Annotated in this window: 22 protein-coding genes and 1 pseudogene; 7 read left to right on the top strand and 16 right to left on the bottom strand. The window is 50.8% G+C overall.

Features of this window, described 5'->3' with window-relative positions; genetic code table 11:
- The 4 genes and pseudogenes from R5268_RS18445 to R5268_RS18430 form a co-directional block, all read left to right on the top strand.
- A pseudogene (locus tag R5268_RS18445) lies at nt 1-270 on the top strand (hypothetical protein); the annotation flags it as partial.
- Nucleotides 271-277: 7 nt separating this feature from the next.
- The gene (locus R5268_RS18440; RefSeq protein ID WP_317420295.1) at nt 278-907 is read left to right on the top strand and encodes a ParA family protein; all 630 of its coding nucleotides are present in this window, start codon (nt 278-280) and stop codon (nt 905-907) included.
- Nucleotides 897-1,121: a plasmid partition protein ParG gene (locus R5268_RS18435; protein ID WP_317420297.1), complete on the top strand. Its 225-nt coding sequence runs from the start codon at nt 897-899 to the stop codon at nt 1,119-1,121. Before R5268_RS18440 ends, R5268_RS18435 begins: the two co-directional genes overlap by 11 nt.
- Nucleotides 1,122-1,154: 33 nt before the next feature.
- Nucleotides 1,155-1,748: a GDSL-type esterase/lipase family protein gene (locus tag R5268_RS18430; RefSeq protein ID WP_410795845.1), complete on the top strand. Its 594-nt coding sequence runs from the start codon at nt 1,155-1,157 to the stop codon at nt 1,746-1,748.
- A 150-nt stretch (nt 1,749-1,898) separates the two neighbouring features.
- On the opposite strand, the gene R5268_RS18425 is transcribed toward R5268_RS18430, so the two are convergent.
- From R5268_RS18425 to R5268_RS18415, 3 genes are read right to left on the bottom strand one after another with little or no spacing between them, the layout of a single operon-like run.
- The gene (locus R5268_RS18425) at nt 1,899-2,480 is read right to left on the bottom strand and encodes a ProQ/FINO family protein (protein ID WP_317420301.1); all 582 of its coding nucleotides are present in this window, start codon (nt 2,478-2,480) and stop codon (nt 1,899-1,901) included.
- Between the two features lie 37 nt (nt 2,481-2,517).
- Nucleotides 2,518-2,787: a hypothetical protein gene (locus tag R5268_RS18420; protein WP_317420303.1), complete on the bottom strand. Its 270-nt coding sequence runs from the start codon at nt 2,785-2,787 to the stop codon at nt 2,518-2,520.
- Complete coding sequence (locus tag R5268_RS18415) at nt 2,762-3,343, bottom strand: recombinase family protein (protein WP_317420305.1); 582 nt, start codon at nt 3,341-3,343, stop codon at nt 2,762-2,764. The genes R5268_RS18420 and R5268_RS18415 overlap by 26 nt, the downstream gene beginning before the upstream one ends.
- Nucleotides 3,344-3,562: 219 nt before the next feature.
- On the opposite strand from R5268_RS18415, the gene R5268_RS18410 reads away from it, so the two are divergent.
- Nucleotides 3,563-4,819 carry a colicin-like pore-forming protein gene (locus tag R5268_RS18410; RefSeq protein ID WP_317420308.1) on the top strand — a complete coding sequence of 419 codons (1,257 nt, stop codon included), beginning with the start codon at nt 3,563-3,565 and terminating at the stop codon, nt 4,817-4,819.
- A gap of 22 nt (nt 4,820-4,841) precedes the next feature.
- Here the strand turns inward: R5268_RS18410 and R5268_RS18405 are convergent, their stop codons facing one another.
- Entirely contained in the window at nt 4,842-5,168 is a 327-nt protein-coding gene (locus R5268_RS18405; protein ID WP_317420310.1) for a colicin transporter, read from the bottom strand.
- Between the two features lie 494 nt (nt 5,169-5,662).
- Here R5268_RS18405 and R5268_RS18400 point away from each other — a divergent pair, with 494 nt between their 5' ends.
- Nucleotides 5,663-5,974 (top strand): type II toxin-antitoxin system HigB family toxin, encoded by a 312-nt coding sequence (locus R5268_RS18400; protein WP_036419711.1) that lies wholly within the window; start codon nt 5,663-5,665, stop codon nt 5,972-5,974.
- Nucleotides 5,971-6,390 carry a type II toxin-antitoxin system HigA family antitoxin gene (locus R5268_RS18395; RefSeq protein WP_036419713.1) on the top strand — a complete coding sequence of 140 codons (420 nt, stop codon included), beginning with the start codon at nt 5,971-5,973 and terminating at the stop codon, nt 6,388-6,390. The genes R5268_RS18400 and R5268_RS18395 overlap by 4 nt, the downstream gene beginning before the upstream one ends.
- A gap of 774 nt (nt 6,391-7,164) precedes the next feature.
- On the opposite strand, the gene R5268_RS18390 is transcribed toward R5268_RS18395, so the two are convergent.
- From R5268_RS18390 to R5268_RS18335, 12 genes are all read right to left on the bottom strand, one after another.
- Nucleotides 7,165-8,100, bottom strand: a complete 936-nt coding sequence (locus R5268_RS18390; protein WP_317420312.1) for a hypothetical protein — start codon at nt 8,098-8,100, stop codon at nt 7,165-7,167.
- Between the two features lie 394 nt (nt 8,101-8,494).
- Nucleotides 8,495-13,594, bottom strand: coding sequence for a conjugative transfer relaxase/helicase TraI (gene traI / locus R5268_RS18385; protein WP_317420313.1), 5,100 nt, complete (start codon nt 13,592-13,594; stop codon nt 8,495-8,497).
- A complete protein-coding gene (gene traD, locus R5268_RS18380; protein WP_317420315.1) occupies nt 13,594-15,822 on the bottom strand; it encodes a type IV conjugative transfer system coupling protein TraD in 2,229 nt (742 codons plus the stop codon). Before traD ends, traI begins: the two co-directional genes overlap by 1 nt.
- A gap of 158 nt (nt 15,823-15,980) precedes the next feature.
- On the bottom strand, nt 15,981-16,130 hold the full coding sequence (locus R5268_RS18375; RefSeq protein ID WP_410795844.1) for a TraR/DksA C4-type zinc finger protein: 150 nt from the start codon (nt 16,128-16,130) through the stop codon (nt 15,981-15,983).
- Between the two features lie 89 nt (nt 16,131-16,219).
- Entirely contained in the window at nt 16,220-17,422 is a 1,203-nt protein-coding gene (locus R5268_RS18370) for an IS256 family transposase (protein WP_317420317.1), read from the bottom strand.
- Nucleotides 17,423-17,585: 163 nt separating this feature from the next.
- Nucleotides 17,586-18,080, bottom strand: a complete 495-nt coding sequence (locus R5268_RS18365) for a hypothetical protein (RefSeq protein WP_317420319.1) — start codon at nt 18,078-18,080, stop codon at nt 17,586-17,588.
- 51 nt (nt 18,081-18,131) lie between these two features.
- On the bottom strand, nt 18,132-18,464 hold the full coding sequence (locus R5268_RS18360) for a heavy metal-binding domain-containing protein (RefSeq protein ID WP_317420320.1): 333 nt from the start codon (nt 18,462-18,464) through the stop codon (nt 18,132-18,134).
- A 56-nt stretch (nt 18,465-18,520) separates the two neighbouring features.
- Nucleotides 18,521-21,391 carry a conjugal transfer mating-pair stabilization protein TraG gene (gene traG / locus R5268_RS18355; protein WP_317420321.1) on the bottom strand — a complete coding sequence of 957 codons (2,871 nt, stop codon included), beginning with the start codon at nt 21,389-21,391 and terminating at the stop codon, nt 18,521-18,523.
- Entirely contained in the window at nt 21,381-22,778 is a 1,398-nt protein-coding gene (traH, locus tag R5268_RS18350) for a conjugal transfer pilus assembly protein TraH (RefSeq protein WP_317420323.1), read from the bottom strand. Before traH ends, traG begins: the two co-directional genes overlap by 11 nt.
- Entirely contained in the window at nt 22,771-23,127 is a 357-nt protein-coding gene (locus R5268_RS18345; RefSeq protein WP_317420324.1) for a hypothetical protein, read from the bottom strand. The genes traH and R5268_RS18345 overlap by 8 nt, the downstream gene beginning before the upstream one ends.
- Before the next feature lie 112 nt (nt 23,128-23,239).
- Nucleotides 23,240-23,761, bottom strand: coding sequence for a type-F conjugative transfer system pilin assembly thiol-disulfide isomerase TrbB (gene trbB / locus R5268_RS18340; protein WP_317420325.1), 522 nt, complete (start codon nt 23,759-23,761; stop codon nt 23,240-23,242).
- A complete protein-coding gene (locus R5268_RS18335; protein ID WP_317420326.1) occupies nt 23,758-24,042 on the bottom strand; it encodes a hypothetical protein in 285 nt (94 codons plus the stop codon). Before R5268_RS18335 ends, trbB begins: the two co-directional genes overlap by 4 nt.
- Nucleotides 24,043-24,051 lie beyond the last annotated feature (9 nt).

Below are 24,051 nucleotides of genomic sequence, written 5' to 3'. Positions count from 1 at the left end.
GATTGCAGGATTGCAGGATTGCAGGATTGCAGGATTGCAGGATTGCAGGATTGCAGGATTGCAGGATTGCAGGATTGCAGGATTGTAGTGAATCTCAAAACGATATCAACTTGCCCTGATATAAAATTTTCAAAAATTAAAAATTGTCGCTTGTATAACACAACCTGTAATCCTATAATTACAGGATTACAGGATTACAGGATTACAGGATTACAGGATTACAGGATTACAGGATTACAGGATTACAGGATTACAGGATATTTTATATGAGGATATTATGAGCACAATAATTTCATTTCTTAACGGAAAGGGTGGTGTAGGTAAAACCACAACTACCATTAATGTAGCCACCGCGCTGGGTAAAATGGGGCATAACATAGTTGTCGTAGATACAGACCCACAGCAAAGCATAGGAAATTGGTTTGTTCCTGAAAAATGTAACTTTGACGTAGTATCCGCCAGTTCTCAAAAAGAAGTCTATTCGATTAAAAAAAGTCTGAAAACCTATGATTACATAATCATAGACGGTGCGGCAGCTATTTCCGAGATATCATCAGCAGCTGTCATGGTCAGTGACTTAGTAATAATTCCTGTTACAGCCTCTCCTTTAGATTTTGCCGCCAGTACTGCAATACTGGCCGTAATAGAAGCTCGTAACGATTTACAACCCGTCAAAGCCAGGTTTTTAGTAACGAAGAAAGTTCATGCCGCAACAATGGTTCAGGTTTTGAAGGATTCGATCCAAGAAACTGGTTTCAAAGCACTCAAAACTGGTACAACTCAAAGGCAGTCATACATAAAAACCATGCTTGACGGCGGAACAGTATTTGAAACATCAGATAGTCAGGCAAAAGGGGAAATTGATAATATAGTGCGCGAAATTTTGGAGATTTTAAATGAAAAATAAATTATTAATGAAAGGTGGTCAAAACAGACAACTTTCTTCAGCAATTGACGCCATAAAAAAACCAGCTTTACCAACTAAAAAATTACAAATGAACATTCCTGAAGAGCTACATCATCGCTTTAAATTTTCTTGCCTTAAAAAAAACATTGATATGACAGATGTTGTCATTTCACTAGTAGTTCAATGGCTGGCTGAAAATGAAGATAAACCATGATGTGAAAAACTTTCAATATCATCACCTAACCACATGAAAATATTAATAAATGCATTAATATCTCTGCTGTTTGGACTTTTTAATAGCGCTTACTCTAAATCTCTATTCATCGGAGACAGTCTTACTCTAAGCCTAGCAAAAGGAGCGAAAGAGCAGGACGTTCTGGAATATTATTACCTGGACAGATCAGGGCTGATAAATGGAGCATTTTATGACTGGCTGGCGTTCGTACAACGGATGCCGGTCAGTTCCCCTGATTTAATCATTGTATCGCTGGGTGCTAATGATGGTATGACTGCCTCTGCCGGTCACCGTTACAGCCAAAAAATCAGACGGTTTATTTCCGTTTTAAAAACACGTTACCCGGCGGCCAGTATTATCTGGGTGTTGCCTCCGGCCATGAAAAACACACAGACAGAAAACGCACTGGTGAATACCCGCCGGATTATTTCAGAAACATCCGCAATGGCCGGTTACACCGTATTTGATCCGCGTCCGCTTACCGGCAGGGTATGGACATATTCAGTCAACGGGATTGTTCTGCGTACTGCTGACGGTATCCACTATACGCCGGAAGCCGGTAAACTGATTTCAGAACAGATTTACCGGGCTGTCCGGCAAAACTGAGAACATATGTCAGAAGGGCAGGGAAGGGCGCTTTATCCAGAAATTCTGTGGATAAATCAGGGAATCCTGGGGGAAAACAGGCTGTATCCGCCGTTCCGCCGTAGCTTCACTGATTTGTACATTGTTTAATCAACTCATCCCTGACTTACGTTATTCTGCTTTTCCTTTTGCCTGCCGTTTTCTTAACTTTTCCAGTCGCTTAACGGAATCCGCTTCTTCCTCCGGCGTCACTGTTCCGCAGGAATGCCCGTCTTTATCATAACGAGCCGCACCGGTAATCACCGTCAGACGATAGCCCCCGGCATACGATACCGAAGACAGGCAGCGGGTCAGTGTCCGCACTGAAACCGGCAGTTCCCTGACTTTCCGGTCCAGGAGCAAATCTTCTTTCAGCCCGATTTTCATCGGCCGCAGCTGACCGTCCGGAAACAGTTCCGGCCAGTACCGGGTAATAATCCCCAGTGCCTCAATGATATTCATCCGTTTTTTCGGCGGTGTCGGCGGGACCGGGGCTTTTTCAGGCTTCACCGCAGGCGGTTCAGGGACTTTTGTTTTTTTGACGGGAGCAGGGGGCTTTACGGCCGGAGCCGCTTTGTTTTTTTTCGGGCGCGGGACAGCATCTACCCGCTGTTTTCTGCGAAACACCGGCTGTATTGGGGTGTCTTTGCTTTTTTCCGGCTCCGCTTTCGGTTTGCGGTTCAGCGTGAGAACGGGACGGGATGTATCACTCATTACGGGTTCCTGCCGGTATGCTTTCAGGTTAACGTATTCATTGCGCTGTCTGTACACTTTCCAGAAAACCGTCCTCACTGAAAATAAAATAATACGCCTCATCTCCGGTCATCGTATAAACATACAATGAACCGGTATAATTCATATCAGTAACTGAACTGTCATCATTTTCACGCAGCAGACGGTTTTCACCGGAAATACGATACCATAACTCACCGTATTCAAGATCATCCGTGACGAGGTTTTCCGCTGTTTTTCCGTCAGGCAGCTGCCCGCTGTACTCAATATGACTGAAGAATCCCATCATTTTCTCCTTTTAACCGGCTTTTCAGGCGGTAATAGGTCGCTCTTGATATACCTGTTTTTGCTGCCACAGCACTGAATGGTTCTCTCTGCCGGATCAGTGCCTCCGCCGCTGACGTCTCTTTATGCGGCTTTCTGCCGAAACGGATACCGGCAGCCATTGCCGCCTCCCGGCCTTCATTCGTCCGTTCGAGTATCCGTGCCCGTTCAGCTTCGGCCACTGCAGCCAGAATCTGAATAACCATTTTGCCCATTGTCCCTTCGGTACTGAGTCCGTTTTCCAGAAAACGGATAGCTATCCCTTTTTTATGGCAGGTATCGACAATTTTAATCATATCCGCCGTATTGCGGCCGAGTCTGTCCATTTTGGTACACAAAATAACATCATCCTTTTCAGCCCGTCCCAGCAGGCGTTTGAGTCCTTCGCGTTCATCGGTGGCACCGCTCATCATATCGGTAAAAATCCGGTCATCCCGGACACCGGCTTTTTTAAGCTCATCGATCTGAATATTCAGCTTCTGGTGACTGGTTGATACCCGGGCATAACCTAATAAGGCCATTTTGCTCTCACTAATCGATTTTGATACACACCTGTATCATAACATCAAAAATACGATATTTGATACCTGCTTTTCACTGAGCAAAACACAGTCTCATATATCATAATTTAAGACACCCGCATACGATAATAATTATCATTGACATCTGGTTATTAACACAATACTGTTTATATATACAGCACCCCCGTTGTATCATTTGGATAAAAGGAATTCATTATTATGGCTAACCGATACGAAGATACCACTCAGTTTGAAAGAGATGTAATGACCTCTATGGGCTATCACTGGAAAGGGGAGGGCTGGCAGAAAGCCACTGATACTGGTGATACCATGACCGTAACCGGCTGGAAAGGGGATATCCCGACAGAACCCGGTCAGTTTAACCATATCTGGAATACCAATATTGCAGATATAAATACTCCGGTTAACCCTGTACTGTCTGAATTTACAGGTGAGGACAATGAGGACATGGTACCGGCAAAACCAGTGCCTGATGATATCAGAAAACAATTTAAAGATATTTATGCCGCAAAACTGAAACCCCTTAATGCGCTGAAAGATGCAATAACTAATAAATTATCTGCAATAGCCAACGATATCAGTAATACAGAGAAAAAATCAAAAGAAAACAATAATGTTATTGAATCTGAAAATTTAAAATTAATAACAAAGAAATTGAAGTTAGAAAAAGAAAAATCAATTGGTGTGTACAATGAAATTTTACTTAAAATATACCAAACTGATTTTTGGTATACAAGTAATGAGATGTGGTTTATTCTCAGCGACCATGATTTCGATGAATTTGATAAAGTAAAATATGGAAAACATGAAGAGGAAAATAAAAATATCAATAAAGCAGACAAAGATATCGCATCACAAAAAGAAAAAATCAAACAAGCTGAAAATGAAGTAAAAAAAGCAGAAGATGAATTTAGCCAGGTCAAAGATGCGGTTAAGTTTACCGCTGATTTCTATCAATCAGTGTTTAAAGCATATGGAGAAAAAGCCGAACAGTTAGCGAAGGCGCTGGCTGACCAGGCCAGAGGGAAGAAAATCCGGAATATTGAGGATGCGTTAAAAGCCTACGAAAAGCACAAAGCAGACATCAATAAAAAAATCAATGCCAAAGACCGCAAAGCGATTGCGACAGCATTAGAATCAGTGAAAGTAGCTGATATAGCAAATAATTTTAAACGGTTCAGTAAGGGAATGCTGCATACAAGTAGTGTTATTGATTTTGCAGACTGGACTACTGAATTATACAAAGCAACAGAAACCGGTAACTGGCGACCATTTTTTGTTAAGACGGAAGCCATTGTGGCAGGGAGGGCTGCTACAGTCGTGGTCGCATTTATGTTCAGTGTATTGCTGAGCAACCCGATCGGGCTTCTTGGCTATGGATTGATTATGGCCATAGCTGGATATTTAATTAATGACGAAATGGTAGAAAAAGCAAATCAATTCTGGGGTGTTTAATTTCATTTGAATACAAGGCTGCCTATTTTTTTAGCAGCCTTTTAATAGAAATTATCACAATAAAAATAACAGCAATTGGAATAGATAATAAAAACACAGTCCCATAATACATCGCCAACATACCCGCTTTACCTGGAGTATCTATACTATCCCAAAATTCTCGAGTAGTAAATTTAAGGAAAAACCATTCAATACACCATTTGGCTAATGGGTATAGCACGCTTCCAAATATAGAAGCAGTGAAAAACAACATTTTATATTTAACGTCATCCCCCCGTGCTAAATATAAAATAAACCCTCCCATAAACCATCCCCAGCACATATTTTTGATGTAGTATTTCTTATTCATTAAACTTTATCCGGTTATTTTTGCTTACTCTTACAAAGTAATATAGCATAGATCATAAAAGGGAATGATAATTATTACCCATAAATATGGCATTGTTGCAAAGATCCGCCACCTGATACGCTGAAGGAAATCATCGCAGCGAAGCCCGCACCATGAATCCGTTCAAAGGGCGTCATTTTATCGGCATGATCATGCTGCGGGCAGTACGTTGGTATTGCAAGCAGGCGTTTTCTCACCCCCCCCCTTTAAGTGATGATCACAATACACGTGACTGATAGATGATGACCCAAGGAAAAATGGCAGCATTTCAGGTTATGACGCTGGGGTATACTCTATTGACTATGCAAGGCTGTTCAAAAAAGGCTTTAACGTACAATAATTTTCGATATCCAAACTGCCCTCTATATTATTTGACAAAACCATCGTTTACATATTGCAAACCAATCATCAATACTTTATACTGTTCACATATTATAAACACAATGGATTTCCTGATGCACGTCATATCGAAAGAACCTTTTTTAGAAGCAACAAAACAATACCCTAATGATGCTCAGGCCATAAAAGCCCTCTATCGTGTAGTCAAAGAAAATGATTTTTCTTCACCTGAAGATTTACGAAAAATTCTGCCCAGTCTTGATAATTTCAAATACCGTAATAAATGGTGGGTTCTAGATGTGGGAGGAAACAATCTCCGGGTTATTGCTTACATTAACTTTGTTAACAAGCGATTTTACGTTAAGCATATCACTACACACACTGAATACGACAAACTGACTCGTTACTACAGGGAACACAAAGAATGATTACAGATACAGCAAAAGCAATCACCGCCGCAAAAGACTTAGTTGCAGCGGTGCCTTTTTTAGGCGGAAACTCCTCAGAGAAAGACTACCGTGACGCTCTGGGTTTAATGGATTATCTTATCGAATACGATGATGAGAGTCCGCTCATTGACTTCCTGGCTGGGAAAATTGCAGATTATGAAGACACATGTGAAGATTTTGCTGAATTTAACAATTCCATCACAGAAACCTCTGTGGGTGTTGCCTTGTTGCGAACACTGATTGACCAGTACAAACTATCTTATTCTGACCTGAAAAATGAAATAGGCTCCAAGTCACTTATCAGTCAGATCCTTTCAGGGCAGCGGGCTTTGACTATTTCTCATATTAAAGCACTGTCAGCCAGATTTGGTATCAGACCTGAATGGTTTCTTTGAGAGAGGTGACGCTCTACTAAGCCTTGAGCAACCTGACGGAAAAATCTGGGGTTCCGGCGTAGAAGGGGTCTGAAGCCCAACCGTACGAAAACGTACGCTAAGTACGTTTTTTGAACAGGTGGTCATCAATAGAACCCCATAATATTGTTTTTATGCGCGTCAGCGCATGTCAGGCGGCAAATATTGCTGAGAATATCACCGTGACCAGATGGCCGCCGCAGCCCGGCAGCGCCGGTGACAGGCTGTTATAGTCCGCATATCCCCCTCCTCCCTGCCTGAATATTCCGGACGTAAAACCACTTTACTATTTCTTATTCCCGCCTCTGGCCGCAGTTGGCCGGGCTTGCCCGGCTGTACTGCGCGTTATGCTGCGCTTGCGCAGTATTACGGGGAATAGTTCACTGAAACTGAAACCTCACCGCACTGAGCGGCGGGAACAAAGTTCCCTGTGAGCGAAGGCATTATCTGATGTTTACTGATGGGGTGCGCTTTAAAAACGCGCCCCAATCTCCTTTTTATTAAAAAAGGACGTTTTGTTCAGAAGCTAAGGACGAATTTAACCAGATTCATCACAGCCCGTACGAAGTTAACTGATGCGCTTTCATCTCATGCGAAATTAAGTGACGGTATAATGAACAATAACTGATAGTGATGACTCCGGCTCACTCTCCGCCGGTAAAAAAGAACCGGTCCGGGACATAAAAACAGGGCATTTCCGGCAGAAAGCCGGCACGAAAACCGCCGGGGAGGCGGTCAGTTCAGACTGTGACGGGACTAATGGTCAGGCAGGTTATCGAGGTAGCACTGATACAGCAGCTCGCCGTGCAGCGCCGGGAACTGCGATTTAATCCGCTGCTCCAGCGCACGGACAACAGCCACCGGGTTTATCTGCTTCCAGCGCTCATACAGCCGCCAGGCGTCTCCGGGCATATTTTCCTGTGGCCGCGAGGCTTTCAGCTGCGCTTTCTTTTCTTTCAGGGCTTTTTCCAGGTGTTTCTTTTCGCTTTCCAGCGCCTCATCGTCCCCGGTGACCAGACGGCGCAGCTTTTTCAGCAGATTTTTCAGCGCGTGCCGGTTATCCAGTGACGCCACATTCGAGCGGCTCAGACGCAGCACATGACGGGCATAGCGTTTCTGGTACTCTTCCCGCAGACCTTTGCGCTCCATCCAGCGCCGGAAGCGCGTGACAATGTCACGCAGTGCCGCCAGACCAAACCCCAGCCCGGCAAAAAACTCCGGCCGCAGCCAGATACGCATCGCCTTGTACTGTTTCGCCTCACGGTCAAAGTCACGGTGAATAATAATCAGATTCGCCGCTTCCCAGTCGTGCAGCGCGTGCAGCACCGGGTCATAGCTTTTGCGGCCGTTCTCATACTGATGCAGCTGACCGCACTGCGCAGCCAGCGTTTCCACCGGACACATCACCTCAAACAGCGCCTCACTGTCCGGGTTGTAGTCCGCATTGGCGAGCATCGCCAGCGCCAGCGCATACCAGGTTTCCCGGCGCTCTGAGCGCACGGAGACCCGCTGGTTACGTTCACAGCGCAGATTATAGATATGCGGGTTACGGTTCCAGTCATGACGGGACAGTGCCGCTGAAAAACGGCGCACCGCCGCAATGGCCGGTAATTTGCCTTTAAAGACAGGCAGATAATGACGGTGAATTTTATGACCGTTCACCGGGGTATGACGTGTCAGGGAATCAGACACATTCTCCTGCGCTTATGTTGTGCGGCAGGAGTTGAATTTTGCTCGGCATAATTCTATACTCCCCATCAGGAGTTCAACAGTACCCCTGATGGAATATCTCTGGACAGCCCTGCTAATCTTATCCTACCGCCAAGTTAGATTCAGATTGCAGGGCTTTTCTATTGGGTTCGGCGCTGTACTTCGTGCCTACATCCCTTTACGTCACCTTTCGGCGTGACAACCACAAATTCGTTAATGCCGCTTAATTTAGCACTCAGCCGCACTTCCCGCAATCTTTACGGTGATTTATCCGATTTCGGATCACGTTCTGACTGATTTGTGCCCGGAAAACAGGGTAACTGACTGAACAGTAAGGCTGGCGGTGTTTTCCGGTAACGGGCGGGATTAACCGGGGCTATTCCCCGATCTCTTTTTCTTTTACTATCTCTTTTTCTCTCACGATATCTTTCTCGGCCTGCTGCAGTTGTTCCGTCTGCCGCATACGGTGTAACTGTTCCTGCCGGATCATGTCATCGAGGCTGATGGCTGCTTTCTGTTCATGCGCGTTTTCCTGTGACTGCAGACGCTGCTGTTCACGGGTAATTTCCGCGTCCAGACGTGCGTCCTGCGGCGCCTCACGGACGGTGTCTGCTTTTTCCGGTAACGCGGCCGCTTTCAGTTCGGCCTCACGGCGCTGCTCTTCCGCTGTTTTCAGGGTCATCGGGTCATCCGCTGCCGGGACACCGACACGGAGCGTATCCGGCACGCTGAGGTCAGCCGGAAGCCCGCCGGTCAGTTTTCGCATCACCGCCGCATTCACCGGCTCCTCCGGCAGCAGCCGGACAACCACACCACTGTCCGGGGTCTGTTTAAGCAGTGCCAGTGCTTCCGTCATGCTCTCCGCAATCCGCGTTTCCCCGCTGCTGCCGCGCTGCAGTACCATCCAGGCGGCTTCCTCACGACCGACAAGACGCTGTTCCTGCCCTGCGCCGTTCAGGTGCCCCTGTTCATTCAGCAGCACCGGCGTTATCCGCGTGCCCGCCGGTCTGCCGTGCCGGTCATACACCGGCCACGCCACACCCGGTTCCGGGTATTTCTGACTGCCGTACACAAAGCGGGCGGTACTCTCAGCGGTCAGCCCGAGTTCACGGGACAGCGTGCGGCCGACGGCCGTATCCGTAAGGGGTTTTGCTCCCGCGTACAGCCGGTTTCCGGTCGCGGCCGCCCGGTCGCTGTCTGCCAGCAGTAAATCATGCACGGTCGGACGGACAGCATTACTGCCGGTTTTATCCAGCCATTTTTCGAGATTATCGCTGTACACCTGCACATGGGTTTTCATCCTGGACAGTGCCACATAGGCATTACGCCGCGAGGCCAGCGGCTGACGGCCGCCGGTCACGCCGCCGAGCACAATCACATACTCCTCACTCGCCCCCTGTGCCTTGTGCGCCGTGCCTGCATAACCGTAGTCAATGTGCCGGTCAGCAGGCTCCGCCGGATTAATCCGGATACTGTCCTGCCCGTCCGTCAGCGTCAGGGTGCCGTCATCGTGTATCTGACTGACGGTCCGGGTGCTGTTGACCACCCGTCCCCGGTTACGGTCGGTGCGGGTGAACGTCACTTTCTCCCCTTCCGCCATCTCACGGGTTTCTGTCCGGAACACCTGAATATCCCGCGAACTGTTCTCAAAGGCGGAGAGCGGGATATCCCTGTTATCCGCATCCCGTAACATCACCACACCATCCGCTTTGTCACGCTCCGTGACAATCAGGGTGTAATAGGTATCACCGGCGAGGACTGTTTTACCGTGATGCTGCGCCAGTCCGGCCACCGAGTGCAGGGACTCCGTCTGTGTTTTTTCCTGCACCAGTACCGGTATCCGGATTCTGCGCACGTCCTGCCCGGCCGTCAGTGCCTCATGCACCCCGGCGTTGACCGCTGCCCTGTCCGCGTTGGTCTGCACCACAATCAGGGTTTTTTCCCGCGCTTCCGGTGTCCGGCTGCTGTAGTCACGGACAATATCGCGGATAACGCCCTCCTCCCCGGCCTGCATGACCGATTTTGCGGGTACATGCGCATCCGGCAGACGCGGCACGATATCCGGGGACACGTTTTCCAGCAGTGCCGCCGCCTGTTTCATCTGCCCGGCAATCACCGCCTCCACCGCCGGTTTCAGTGCCGGGGTCTGGCGGACAATTTCCTTCATAATCGCGGTATCCAGCGCAGAGCGGTTCTGTGCCAGTTCAAACGGCGTACCGCTGTCAATCGCCTGCTCCTGTGCGGTGTCCCCGCTCTTGACCGCCCGGCCGCCCCCTGCCTCAATCACCGCCACCACTTCCGCCATGTTGCGGTTACCAATCATGGAGCTTTCATCAATCAGGAACAGGGTATTGTCAAAACGCGGGGTTTCCCCGTTACGCAGCTGCTGCGCGGTATCGGTCAGAAACGACTGCAGGGTCTGCGCTTTCACGCCGGTTGCCACCATTTCCCCCACCGCCCGGTGTGTCGGTGCCAGACCGCGGACTTCCGGCCGGGTATCTTCCGGCAGCAAATCCAGACTGCGCATCACCGCCTTAAACTGGGTGGTTTTCCCGACCCCGGCATAGCCCTGCACCGCGATAAACCGGTCGGTGCTCTCCAGAATTAACCGTGTCGCCGCCTGCTGCCCCGGCGTCAGTCCGGCCAGCATGGCCTCCGGCACGCGTTCAAAAAACGGCTGCTGTGTGCCCTTGCCCTGCAGGATGGCGCGGATAATCTGCTTTTCCGACTCCCACGCGGCGGCGGTCACGTACTCATTTTTCCCCGACCCCGGCACCGGAATCAGTTCACCGGCCGCCGCCATTTTTGCGGTCTGCAGGCGGATACTTTCCGCCGTCAGGGACGGGTGCAGCGGCAGCGTTTTTGCCACCACATCAGTCACGGAGAACATCACCTGATTTTCCTGCGTTAACACAATGCCCTGCCGCACCGCTTTCTCCGGCACTGACCACAGACGCTCTGCCGCCTGTCTGACGGAGGTATCCGGATCCTGCGGGTCAATGCCGAGCTGTGCGGCCACGGTCTGATAGTGCGGTGAACGGGCGAGGCGGCGGTCAGTTTCGGTTTTATCCAGCGGGGTGAACAGTTCCACTTTCTCCCCGCTGCGGGCAACGGTGTTAAAAAAATCGGCCCGGGTGTCGCGGACAGACGCGGCGGCCAGCACCACCTGATTATCCGGCAGGGACTGCCCCGGTGTGGTCACATAGGCGTAATCCGCTTTGAGACCGGCCGTGAGCGGCAGTGTCACCCGGCGGCCGTGATGCTCTGCCGTCAGGGTGCTGTCTGTCACTGCGGTGACGATCAGGGTGTCACCGGCGGCCAGCCGGCCGTGTTTTGCCAGCAGGGTCAGCGTTTCCCCTGCTGTAATCTCTTTCTGTGCCGGATGAAACAATGACCAGCTGCTGTCAAGTTTCGTCACCTTTATCACCTGAGACTGTCCCCGGTTGTCTTCCAGCGTCACACTCCGCGTGGCAGGCGTCACCCGGGTAACGGTGAAACGCTCCGCGCTTTTTTTACCGTCCTGCCACTGCTCCAGTACCATTCCCTCCCGGTACTGACTGATGTCCCGGCGGGTTTTGCTGTCTGACCACACCGGCGTCAGCAGGGTGACACTGACCGGACTGCCGTGCAGTACCCCCTGCGCGGTGAGTTCCGCCCTGACCGCGTCCGTCAGTGCCACCCGTTCGCGGGTGCCCGTCACCTGCACCGTGACCGGAACGCCCTCCCGGCGCAGTGCCTGATAACGGGCAGCCACAGCGGCATAACGCTGCGTTTTGTCCCCGATACTGTGTATTTCTGTCTGCACCGGCGGTTTACCGGCGGCCGCAAACCGGACAACCCCTGCGTCCTCCAGGGTGCGCAACGCATTCCCGGTGCCTTTGCGTCCGGCACTGTCGAGCAGCAGTATCTGGGTATTGGTCTCTTTTGCCTGCGCAAACAGCTGTACCGTCTCTTTCAGTGACCAGGTTTCCGCGCCGGTGACAATCACGGTGCCGTTCACCGGCAGCGCGGGTTTTTCTGTCCAGCGGCGTTTATCCGTACTCAGGGTGCCGCTGACCGGCTCCGGGGTATGTTTACTGTCCGCCTCAATCACCAGGACTGTCCGTCCCTGCTGCAGGGCAACGGCGGCGGTTTCCGCCAGCCGGTCACGCTGCATCTGCCGGTTGCCCCGGCTGTCAATCACGGCCGCGTTCGGCAGGGTGTCCGCCAGTTTCTGCGACGTACCGGTGAACGGGGTGTCCGGCACCCGGAACACCGGCGTGCGGTTTTCTGTCCGCACCTCCGCCGCCAGCTGCTGCAGGGTCAGCTCATCCGTCAGGTGGGCGGCCGAGGTGAACAGCCCTTTCTGTTCGTCCAGCGGTATCAGCTGACGCTGCTCAATCGCCCGGTCAATGGCATTTCTTACCACCGTGATGATACCGGGGCGGGCATCCAGTCCGCTGAGGGTCTTTGCCAGCACCGCGCTGTAAGTCATGCTGACCTGCCGCTCACTGAGTGCGTTCACCGCCTCCGTCAGCGCGGCATCCGCCGCTTTCTGCAGTGCTGCCGGTAACGGCGGCGGGGTGAGACTGTCCTGCTCACGGGATTGCGCGGCCGTATTAAACCGGCTGCGCTCCTCACTGCCGAAACCGTTTTTGTCCAGCCGGTCATACCATTCAGTCAGCAGTTCCGCTTTGTCCGGAGTCCGTTTGGCCTGCCGGGTATCCAGCGCGGCCACATCCCGGGATTTCAGGGAGGCGTCATGTCCGGCTGCGTCCAGAATCTGCTGCCGCCGCTGCGAGAAGGGCGCAACCGGTATCCCCTCAATTTCCCATAACCCGTTACGACCGGTGTCATGGGTTTTAAATCCCATTTTTTCAACCTGTTGCCGTAATTCATGCAGATATATCCGCCCCAGTGAAATACGGGTTTTATACACCGCCTCGCTGAATCCGCTGTTATGCCGGGTGTCACTGGAGAGTGTCCGCCACTGCCCCTCATGCGCTGTCATATTCATCACCAGTGCGTGAGTGTGCAGCTGCGGGTCAAGTTCGCGGGAGGTATCATGGTTAAACGCGGCAATCACCAGATTGCCGGTCATGACCGGTGCCGATATCCCGTCTTTCATCACCCGCGTGGAGGCCAGTGTCTCCGTCTCTTTCAGGGCGGCGGTCACCGCCGCATTGTGCGCGGCAAGCATCCGCTCATCCCCGGACACCACCGCCAGTACCGACACACTTTTCGGGGCGGAAAAGGTCAGGTCATGCCCCTGCCGGTGTGTGTTTTTCCCGTTTTCCGTGCGCTCCAGGCTGCTGCCCTCCGGCAGGCGCCCGGCCAGTATCTCACGCAGCTGTTCTTTGCTGACCTCACCGGTCAGTCCCAGCGCTTCCGCGCCTTTCCCCAGCCAGCGGGACTCCGCGTTGCCGAGAAAATAGTAGTTATCCTGTGCGGTATAGTAATTTTCCGCATTTTGGGCTATCGGTGCGACACTCAGCATTACCACACCTCCGGCTCATGTTCGTCATGATCATCCGGCTCCGCCCTGCGGTGAACCGCGATATTTTTCTCCTCCTGGTGCAGGGCGCTGTAGTTCTCATACATGGCGGCCCGGGTCTCCGCATCCGGCTCATCTGCTCCCGGATACACAATCTCACCGGTCGCGGTGTCTATCACCATGTCAGGCACGTCCTGCTCACGACCGCCGGTCACGGCAGTGTCAGTCTGTGCGGTCTGTGTGGTGTTTTCTGATGAGACTGCTGTCACCGGTGTTGTCACGGACGGAACAGCGGCAGAAACCACCGGCGCCGGGTGTCCGGCCGCCGGTGTCAGCACCGGCGGTACGACAAGCACTGCCGCTGTCTGCGGCGGAAGACGGGACGGGGTTTCCGGTGCCGGGGTGCTGCTGCCGTCCAGAAGACGCTGCAGCCGTGCGTCATCCTGCTCCCCGGCATCCAGCCGTGCGGTGATGTCCTGCTCCAGACTGTCATTGAGTGCCCGTTCAATAAATTCGGCAGCGACCGGCCGGATTTTTTCATAGGTCATTTTCATTCTGACCACCGGATAATCCCCCGGCAGGGTGACATAACACTCCAGATCCGGCAGTTTCTGGATATCGGAATAACTCACCAGGGTTTTGTCGTCCTCCTGTTTGGAGAACGACACCCCGTCACGCACGGTATCCGCGCCGTAGCTGTACTGTTCGTTAAAGAGTTTTGCCCGCTTCTGCCCCAGCTGGTCACGCACCCACATCGCCACATTCTGGTCAGGGGAGCGGAAAAAGAACCGTGTGTTGAGCAAATCCATCATCGCATCGGCATAATCCTCCCCGTAGGTGAAGTCCAGCTGCGGTTTATTCTGGAATCCCAGCACAAAACAGCCGCCGAACTTACGGGCTTCGGACAATACCTGCGGTAATTCGGGGAGTTTATGGAGGGACGCCAGCTCGTCATAGATAAACCAGATACGCCGTTCCGGATTCTCATTCATTTCCAGCACACAGTTGGCCGCCTGTGCCAGCCACATCGAGATCAGCGGTTTTAACGATTCGTGCTGCCGGGCATTACTGGTGATCCACAGCCAGCCGTGCGGTTTTTTCGGCTCATTGGCCTGCCTCATCCACTCACGGATGGCAAACGGGGCTTTGCCGTTACGCTCAATCCCCTGCAGATAGCGCAGTGCCTTGACGTAGTTGGTCAGCACGCCCCGGATGGAAATCGCCGTTTTCTCGACTTTCTCCTCCATCAGGTTGCTGGCCTCGGTTCCGGCCACATACTCCCGCAGCGCCTTTAAATCGATGGCCAGCAGGGTGCGCAGCAATTTGTTGTAAGAGCGTTCCGGGTCGTTTCTCAGCTTTGCGGCCACCGCCGTGAAGATGGTCCGGGCAGACCCCGTCCAGAACGGATCTTCTTTGGTGCCCTGCGGGATAAGGGTATTGGACATACTGTCAAAATCGGGGGTTGTCAGGCATTCGCGCCACAGATCCCAGTTCTCACACCGCGCATCCAGCGGATTGAGTAATTTGTCGCGGTTTTCATTAAAGTGCTTTTTGACCAGGGAACAGCCTTTGTCGAAAATAATCACCATATCGCCGCGCTCACGCAGCTGCAGCAGCAGTTTATTGATGGTATTGGACTTACCGGAGCCGGGCGTGCCGTGCATCAGTATGTTTTTGACTTCACTGTTGAGAATGAGCGGCAGCTTATCAATCCGGATGGGGGACGCCTCACGGCGGCGCTGCATCTGACGGGCAACCGCACTGACATCCTCTGTCAGCTCACGGCCGCCGGTTGTCTCGTCTCTGGCCTGCTTTTCGCCCAGCCGGTGCAGCAGGGTATAGACCACAAACGCCAGCAGTAACACCAGGACAGAAGACCAGAACAGGGATAACCAGAGTTCCTGCAGAAAAATATCCCCGGCATAGGTCATGTACGGGTCTTTTAAGATATTCGCTGACGTGAAGTGGTACACCGTTCCGTCAAAATTAAAATCATAAACCGGCGGCACCCGGTATAAGGCTTTCTCACCCGGCGACATAAAATATAACCACCAGTAAAGGCCGCCGTTTTTAATTTCCTGCAGCGGGACTTTCAGATAAAAAATAACCGGAGTCAGAATCAGATAAAATAATATCAGGTAAAATGAAATCCGTTTATTCACCTGCATAAACATCCCGAGCATGTAGCCGAATACCTGCCCGCCCTGGGTAATATGTTTTGTTGAACTCATAATGTTATCACTCTGAGATTAAAAGAAGAGAAACATGATTCGGATAAAGAATAACGATATTCCGGTATCACACCGGTATGAATACAGTGTTACTAAAACAGGAAAAAAGATTTATAACGGAGAGATAAAAACAAACGGTAAATTTACCGGGAAACCGGTCAGCGGGTGCCGGTTCGCTCGCGGTATTCCGCACAGAAAATACAATACCGTACACCCGGCAGTGCCCGGCGGCGGACAGCCGGGATCACCTCACCGCAGCCGGTGCAGTATTCCGCGCTTTCCCCCTGATACTGTGCCCGTTTTTGCAAAATTACAGATAACAGAAAATCACTCTCAGCCTGAGAGATATCAGCTTCATCGAGGGCGTTCAGAATTCTGTGTCACGTTAATTTAGCTGCTACAACGTTATCACATGATCCAGGCGCCCTTCAAAATAAATACACAGCTGCGATAGTGTCAGATTCCAGCTCTGGATCGGCATTGTCCATTTTTCCTGTGCATTAAGCAGCCCAAGATACAGGAGTTTCAGCAAACTGTTTTCATTCGGGAATGCACCTTTTGTTTTTGTCAGTTTTCTGAACTGACGATGGACTGATTCTATTGCATTGGTTGTATAGATAACCTTCCTGATATCAGCAGGATAGCGAAAGCAGCCCGATAAATGAGTCCATTTCCGTTGCCAGCTCTGGATAACCACCGGATACTGATTCCCCCATTTAATATCCAGTTCATCCAGCGCGGTCTCTGCCGCCTCTTTTGATACGGCCCGGTACACCGGCTTCAGGTCGGCCATAAACGCTTTATGATGCTTTGAGGCGACATATTTTAACGAGTTGCGGATCTGATGGATAATACACAACTGAACTTCTGTCTGTGGAAAAATACTGTTGATGGCTTCAGGGAAACCAGTGAGTCCATCCACACAGGCTATCAGAATATCTTTCAGCCCCCTGTTTTGCAGGTCAGTCAGCACGGACAACCAGAAGTTAGCTCCTTCACTTTCAGACAGATAGAGGCCAAGAACCTCTTTCTTGCCTTCAAGATTGAGCGACAGAACAGTATAGACCGCTTTACTGACGTAACGCCCGTCCTCACGGATTTTATAGTGAATAGCATCCAGCCATATAAAGGGGTAAATCGCCTCCAGAGGACGTTGCTGCCATTGTTTAAGTTCGGGGATAACCTTGTCAGTGACAGCGCTGATGGTAGCTGTGGAGACGCTGAAGGCATATAGATCTTCTATTTCCCGGCTGATATCGGCGTAGCTCATACCGATGGCAAATAACCGGATAATTTTTTGCTCAATCTCGTTTGATAGTGTGGTCTGGTGCTTCTTCACCAGTTGTGGTTCAAAAGAGCCGTTGCGATCGCGTGGAGTAGCCAGCTCAAAGCTACCGGTTGGTGCTTTAACGGTCTTTTTCGTAGAGCCATTCCTGCGGTTAGCTTCAGCATCATTGGTGAGATGGGAGTCAAGTTCGGCGGCCAATGCAGCTTCAGTAAGTTGCTTAATCAGCGGGGTCAGGATGCCATCTTTACCGGTCAGAGCCTGACCATTCTGAAGAGCTTTCAGGGCGTTGTCGAAATCGAAAAGTTGAGTCATTTGTCATTCCTTTTTGATAGATATTACTGGAATGACACAGAATTTCTAACACTCCCGCTTCATCGGCCATAATAAAAACTCCTGAGACGGGACAGTCTGTTGCCCCGGAAAATTTATTATCCGGGGTAACGGACTGTTAACAAACGAAGTGCGTTAGCATGTTTTAAAGCTGTTCCGAATCCTGTTTCTTCTCATTTTCTTTTTTTTCCTTCTGTCTCTTTTTGAGAGCTTTATCATATTCCCTGTCTATATATAATAAATCCATTTCAAATGATAGATGCGGGGCATCCAGTGAAATCATGACATCATCCTTGATAAAAGAAACATATTTATTACCTACATAAGGTATTTCTTTTTTTGTTAACTTATATTTCCCTTTCAGTAAATTATAAAAGTAATCAAACTTATTTTTCTTTATCTCCAGAAGAACTGCTTTAACTTTATCATTTTCTAATGCAACGAAAACTAATGAGACATCATCAAGAGGGATATTTTTTTCATTCAATGTAAGCACATTACCATCTTCTGATATTACTTCATATTTACTGACAACATCTTCCTTTGTATCTTTATTTATAGTAATACCTATCACACTGACGTCTGCTATTGCATAAAAAGACATAAAAATTGCAAAAATCATTGCGTTACAAATCTTCATGCTAACTCTCCAATTAACGAAATTTTTGCATTAAAAATATTTAACAAAAGTTCATGGTTTTTCTTCACTGATAAGAACAGCATCACCATAAGCAATTATGAAAGCATTATTCCAGGCTGTACCAAGGGCTGCCTGAAAACTACCTATTTCATAGCGAAAATTTATGATAGCGTTGGCTCCAATACTTTCTGCTTTTTTAATTAGCTCCGACTGAACGAAAACATCTTCTTCATCATATTCGCCACAAAAAGGACGTGATGTCGCCCTCACCATACCTAAATTTTTAATAATTTTCTTGCCGAGAATAGTTGATGAAGAAAAGCAAGCTGTTGAATGTGATGTAAATACACTTATGTCTTTTTTTGTTTTAGAGAATATACCCATCTTAATTAGATCCTTATAAAATTTTGTTTTGAGCCGATATACCGCCTTAACCGATATTAATACTTTCTGGGCTGTCTAAAGCTTTGCTCACTTAATAATTTTTCCCGCTCCTGTTGTTCTCTTTCCTGAACTTCCGGATTCAGTTTCTGCTCATTTTTAACCTGATTAAAATTCCCGGTGTGACGTACCTGCTGTACCTGATTTTCCGTCACGGCAACCACTTTCTGATCTTCCAGTGCCTGTTTTCCTGCCGCCACCTGTTCACGGTTATCACGGATATGCTGTTCGGTTTTGGACTGCTGCTCCGCCACTTTACCAGGAATATCCCGCCGGATATTTGCCTCATCGCTCATTTTTTCAATTTTTCTCCTGTTCTCCGCAAAACTTTTCGCCGGATCTGCCGACACTGAACCGGCACCGGTGTCAGCAACGCCCGGTTCACTGACTTTCGCTTTATTCGCCGCATGTTCCGACTCCAGCTGAGGAACTATCCGCTCTTCCGCAAACGACTTCGCCAGCGCGTCACGCTCACGGGCAACATCCGGGGATGAGGTATCACTCAGAATACGGTCTGCATTGCCCGGTGTTTTTTCCATCACATAGTTCACAAACTGCTGGTCAAAGTTACTGTCTATCTGTGCACTGTGACTTTTCGCCAGCGAGACCATCTCACTGTATTCCTGACTGCGTGTCCGGCTGGTCATATACTGGTCGTAACTGTTCTGGCTGACTGACAGGGTAGCCGCAAACTGGTTAATATCGGAGTTCGCGGTATTGTCGTTCTGACTGGTGCCGTGGCTCAGCCGTTCACTTTCCAGCACATCCCAGCCTTCGCGGAAGTCTTTCTGCGCCTGGACATTCTGCCCGTAATGGTAATCGGTATTCCGGCTGCCGCCCTCCTGAGTGCCTTTGGTGATGCTGTCACGGTCTGATTTATTAGTATCTATATATCCTTCAACACCACCTTTTAATATTCCCATTCCTCCCGGAACACCAAAACCACCACTCATTTTTCCACCGGCTGTATACCCGCTGCTGACCTGATTATTCATCAATCTTTCAAAGGCTTCACGCTCAGAAATACCCTGGTTTTTCGCAACCGTACTGACCGCATTCTGCATTTTCGCCACGGCCTGTGACTGGTTCGCGGTCATACCGGAATCCGTGCCCGAGGACAGTGTCGCACTGTTACCTGTCTGCGAGGAGAACTGACTCAGCTGATTCCAGCCGCTGTTCACGCTGCTCTGGTAACCGTGCTGGGCGGAGGACGCCTGAACATCCGCCCGTCTCGCCATATCCTGCAGCGTGCTGGCCGTGACATCCGAGCCTTTGATGGACACCGGCAGGCGGGACATCGCAGTGGAACTGTCATACACCATCTGCCCGCTGGCCGTCTGTGTTACCGAGGCACCACTGGCAAGCTGCTGCGTGGTCTGTCCCTCACGGTGTGAATAGTTGGTATCCCACTTGTTGCCGGAGACATTATCCGTCTGCATATTATTGAATGCCCATGTCCCGTCTGCCGCCTGGGATGAGGAAGCTGTGGCGGAGCTGTTAATCGCCGTGCCGAGGTAGTTACCGGCCTGTGAGACCACTGACCCCATACCTTTCACGATACCGTAAGCGATAAACGGAATGGACAGGGTCAGCCAGCCCGCAACCAGCCCGATATCACTGTGCATTTCCTGTATGGACGCCAGATTGGCGAGGTTAAACTCCGTGCCGCCGGTTTTGCCGCGCAGATAAAAGGTGGCGGCACTGTTGAGAATGGCAAACATCGGCGGCCATGACTGCAGATAGATAATGCTGAAAATGTAGTTTTTCAGCATCCCGATGGTCAGGGCGTGAATTGTCGCCAGCAAAATGGTGATCGGGAATAACGCAAAAATCAGCGCCAGCAGAATGGTGTTCATCAGCGGCAGAAATTTCACCCCGATAGAGCCGGAAGTTGCCCAGCTTAACCGCATTTTGTTATACGACGAAGAGGATGAGAGATTCACCAGACTGGCCGTGTCACCGCTCTGTGCACTGTAGGCACTGATACCGTTGCGCAGCGCGTTCATCACCACCGAGGTACGCATCAGCTGACCGGCGGTCTGCCCGCCCTGATAGTAGTAATTGTAGCTGTCACCGAGCAGCGTGGCATACAGCACATTCGCGTTCGGTGCCCCGCCGAACAGGCGGCGGACAGTGTATTCCCAGGTTGCCCCGCCGGTTGTGGTGTCGATCCCCAGCTTCGGCATCAGCACATTTTTCGCCAGCATCTCACATGTCCAGAATCCCTCCTGCTGTGCCTCACTGTTACCGTACGGCACCATCACCCCGCGCAGCGGACTCGGCTGCCGGAATATCAGGGTATACGGGTCCCGGCTGTTCATCAGTTCCTGAAAGGAATACTTATGATTAATCATGATGTCGCCGATAACACAGTTTTTGACGTACATTCCCATCAGTTCCGCGAGGTCGCCGTTCACCGTCATCACATCACTGACATGACCGACCAGGTCAGCCCCGTACAGCATCCCGGTTTTGCTGTACATCAGGGAGTCCGGCAGATGGAACAGACGTTCATAGATTTCGGTGATATCCGTGCCGATACTGGTGATAAACTTCGCCGGAACAGCCAGCCCCAGCGGCACATTATCCACACGGTACACGCCGGTCGGGTCGCTGCGGTCAATAATCTGCACGGAACGTTTCGGAATCAGCAGCACACTGGTGATAAGGATCATAAAGGCGACAAATTTCACCAGCTCCTTCGGGTCATGCGCCCGCATATACATAGCCAGCGCACTCATCCCGGAAATCAGCATCACTATCCGCATCATGGAATCCCACGCGGAAGTGCCGACCATCGTTGCCACACCGTTGAAAATCTGTGCCATGTAGGCACCGCCTGCCATCACATAGACTGTATCAACCGCCATTGCCGTTACTCCCCTTCGGTTCCGGTGAGACAATATTAAACCGGTAATTCTGCTGAAAACGCTCCTGCAGCTGGCTTGAGGTCTGCTGACGCAGATAGCTCATCTGCCTTTCCAGATCCATCAGCACATTGGATTTCACCTCCACGGTCTGCTGCAGGGACTCCAGCTGGCGGTTGGCCTCCGAGATATTCTCCCGTAACGATTTCATCTGTTCTTCCGGAAAGTTTTTGCTGTTCATCTGTACTCTGGCCTGGTCAACCAGCTCCTGCAGATACTGGAATAAAATGTCATAGGCAATATAGTCTGACAGCGTCGGCAAAACAGAGCTTTTGATATTGAGCATCATCGGGTCAACAAGGTAGCGCAGAATGGGGACAGAGGTGCTCTGGATAAACCCTTTTTCCTGAGAAGACAGCGCGGTATCTGACTGCAGTTTGCCCTGAATCCCCTCAATATTTGTTTTCACCATCTCATTGAGTGCATTTTTCTGACTGACGGTGATGGTTTTGGTGCGGATTTCCAGACAGTCCCCCACGGACACACAGCCGCTGATTTCAATCTGTCCGCCGTACATCAGGGCTTTGATGACGTCCTGCCGGTTGGCTTTCACGGGGATGAATCTCACATCCCCGTTTGTCGGGCCGAAAATAATGGTGCCGGTAAGGTTCATCACCAGTTCTTTCAGCTCATCATTCCCGTCGAGCATGCTGTTTTTTTTCAGCACCTCCCACATCAGGTTCTTGTTGCGCATCACCTGGTCTTTCATGTTGTCGGGTGACTTATCAAACGCGCTGTCCATTTTCCCGCCGACCGTACAGCCCTGACGGGAAGCCGCCCAGTCCGCGAACATATTGGTTTCCCCGGCAATGTCCTGACAGATTTTCTGGCTCTGGACAGAGTTGGTCGGCCACAGGCCGCCGATAATGCCCTGTGCTGCCTGACAGGAGGAAATGTTGGTACTGTTGATATCCGAGGCCATTTTCTGCAGGAAATCTTTGGCCTGTTTCAGCTCCGGAACGGTGGTCTGCAGGGCGAGATCAAACAGGTATCCGGCAGCATTAGTCATCAGTTGCTGCACAAACTGGGTCAGCTGTTCGCTGTTGAGGTAGGAAAATGACCCGAGATAGGCATCAATGCCGCCGCAGCCGGCATTGAGGGACGGCGGGGTAAAAGAGACCACCTGTAACTGTTTTACCTGGTTGCGCAGAAAGATATTGCCCCCGGTGGCGTACCCGGCGGCCTGTCCCTGCCAGGCGGCGGCCCCGGTGACGTTACTGTCAAATCCCAGCTTGTTGAAAAATTTGTTCATGTCACTGTTCACATCCGCTGCCGCTGCGCCGGAGAACAGAAATCCGGCCAGTAACAGGGAAAGCAATGGTTTATTCATGGCTTTTCCCCCGGCGGGTGATTTTACGGAGCAGAACGGACAGACCGTAATCTGCCATATTGCAAACCGGTAACAGAATACTGTACCAGAACATCAGAAACAGGTTAGCTATCCCCAGACCGGCCAGCGTCTCCGGAATCAGATACATGGCTGTATTCATGATATCTTTGACCCGCAGTTCGTGTTCCGGAACAGCCGTTTCTCCTTCCGGCCATACCACGAAAAAGTGAAACCTGATGACAAACCATAAAATGCAGGCTGCGGCCACAAATATAAAAGCCCGGTCAGCCGCATTCTGTGTCCGTTTCTGATAATCAGGATGAACAATTACTACGGTTTTTTTATTCATGATTTTCTCCCGGCGGAAAATCCGCCGCTGATAATGACAGGAAGTTCCGGGCTGCAGGCCCGGTACGGAAAATGAAGAAAGCAGGTGCGGTAACTGAACGTTACCGGCCGGATTACTGTGCGGCTGCGAGTGTCCGGTGCAGCCGGTTTTCAATCTCCTGCAGCGGGGTTAATCCCTGTGCCAGCGGCGCGGTTTTCAGGGTGTTAACCTCAACCAGAAACAGGGTCGGTGTCATCACCGGTATCCCGCTGCCGAAAAAGGTCTGTACCACGGATTGCGGTGCCGGTATTGCATCCGGAAAGGACGGGTCGCCCTGCCCGTTCAGGCTGTAGACAAACACCTTAAACCCGCGCATGTCCGCCCACTGTTTCAGCAGCGGGTCAAACTGGCGGCAGTAAATACACTCCGACTGCATAAACAGCACCAGGGTGTAATCATTCAGGTTGACCGTCCGGCCGTCAGGCAGGGCATACGGACGCGGAGCCGGGGCACGGCGCAGCGGGGCGGGCGCGGTGACAGTGTCACCGCCAGGTGTTTTCTGCCCCTTGACCGCCTCCAGCGCGGCGATATCCTCCAGAGTGCCTGCCGCCGCCGGTAAGCACACCATCAGCAACAGAATACACAGACGTTTCATGCTGATTTCCCCGCTGCCGGTTTGCCGCTGACAAATTTTTTCCAGGCATTGAGTCCGCTGTAAATCAGGCCGGTCAGACTGAACGCCGCGCCGGTCACAAAAATAAATACCGTGCCGCTGTCGCGGATAAATTCCGCCGGAATGCCGCTGCCGTCCGGCAGCATCCGGTTATTCATCATCATGTCGGCCAGCACGTAGAACAGCATCGCCGCGGCCAGTAACGCCCCGCCCGCAAACAGGAAAATATTTTCAAGCAGGGTGGTCAGAGTCAGTTTTTTCATCGGTAAATC

The organism is Morganella sp. BCCO 40_0007 (assembly GCF_032989665.1).
Taxonomy (GTDB): domain Bacteria; phylum Pseudomonadota; class Gammaproteobacteria; order Enterobacterales; family Enterobacteriaceae; genus Morganella; species Morganella sibonii.
Note: the sequence above shows the minus strand (reverse complement) of the source record. Positions and strands in the feature narration are given on the sequence as shown.

Excerpts from the sequence above, each read along its gene's own strand:
- R5268_RS18370 (WP_317420317.1), bottom strand. The coding sequence starts at position 17,422 with ATGACTCAACTTTTCGATTTCGACAACGCCCTGAAAGCTCTTCAGAAT.
- R5268_RS18440 (WP_317420295.1), top strand. The coding sequence starts at position 278 with ATGAGCACAATAATTTCATTTCTTAACGGAAAGGGTGGTGTAGGTAAA.
- R5268_RS18360 (WP_317420320.1), bottom strand. The coding sequence starts at position 18,464 with ATGGGTATATTCTCTAAAACAAAAAAAGACATAAGTGTATTTACATCA.
- R5268_RS18400 (WP_036419711.1), top strand. The coding sequence starts at position 5,663 with ATGCACGTCATATCGAAAGAACCTTTTTTAGAAGCAACAAAACAATAC.
- traG (WP_317420321.1), bottom strand. The coding sequence starts at position 21,391 with ATGGCGGTTGATACAGTCTATGTGATGGCAGGCGGTGCCTACATGGCA.
- R5268_RS18345 (WP_317420324.1), bottom strand. The coding sequence starts at position 23,127 with ATGAATAAAAAAACCGTAGTAATTGTTCATCCTGATTATCAGAAACGG.
- R5268_RS18335 (WP_317420326.1), bottom strand. The coding sequence starts at position 24,042 with ATGAAAAAACTGACTCTGACCACCCTGCTTGAAAATATTTTCCTGTTT.
- R5268_RS18410 (WP_317420308.1), top strand. The coding sequence starts at position 3,563 with ATGGCTAACCGATACGAAGATACCACTCAGTTTGAAAGAGATGTAATG.
- trbB (WP_317420325.1), bottom strand. The coding sequence starts at position 23,761 with ATGAAACGTCTGTGTATTCTGTTGCTGATGGTGTGCTTACCGGCGGCG.
- traH (WP_317420323.1), bottom strand. The coding sequence starts at position 22,778 with ATGAATAAACCATTGCTTTCCCTGTTACTGGCCGGATTTCTGTTCTCC.
- traD (WP_317420315.1), bottom strand. The coding sequence starts at position 15,822 with ATGAGTTCAACAAAACATATTACCCAGGGCGGGCAGGTATTCGGCTAC.
- R5268_RS18420 (WP_317420303.1), bottom strand. The coding sequence starts at position 2,787 with ATGATGGGATTCTTCAGTCATATTGAGTACAGCGGGCAGCTGCCTGAC.
- R5268_RS18415 (WP_317420305.1), bottom strand. The coding sequence starts at position 3,343 with ATGGCCTTATTAGGTTATGCCCGGGTATCAACCAGTCACCAGAAGCTG.
- R5268_RS18365 (WP_317420319.1), bottom strand. The coding sequence starts at position 18,080 with ATGAAGATTTGTAACGCAATGATTTTTGCAATTTTTATGTCTTTTTAT.
- traI (WP_317420313.1), bottom strand. The coding sequence starts at position 13,594 with ATGCTGAGTGTCGCACCGATAGCCCAAAATGCGGAAAATTACTATACC.
- R5268_RS18425 (WP_317420301.1), bottom strand. The coding sequence starts at position 2,480 with ATGAGTGATACATCCCGTCCCGTTCTCACGCTGAACCGCAAACCGAAA.
- R5268_RS18435 (WP_317420297.1), top strand. The coding sequence starts at position 897 with ATGAAAAATAAATTATTAATGAAAGGTGGTCAAAACAGACAACTTTCT.
- R5268_RS18405 (WP_317420310.1), bottom strand. The coding sequence starts at position 5,168 with ATGAATAAGAAATACTACATCAAAAATATGTGCTGGGGATGGTTTATG.
- R5268_RS18395 (WP_036419713.1), top strand. The coding sequence starts at position 5,971 with ATGATTACAGATACAGCAAAAGCAATCACCGCCGCAAAAGACTTAGTT.
- R5268_RS18430 (WP_410795845.1), top strand. The coding sequence starts at position 1,155 with ATGAAAATATTAATAAATGCATTAATATCTCTGCTGTTTGGACTTTTT.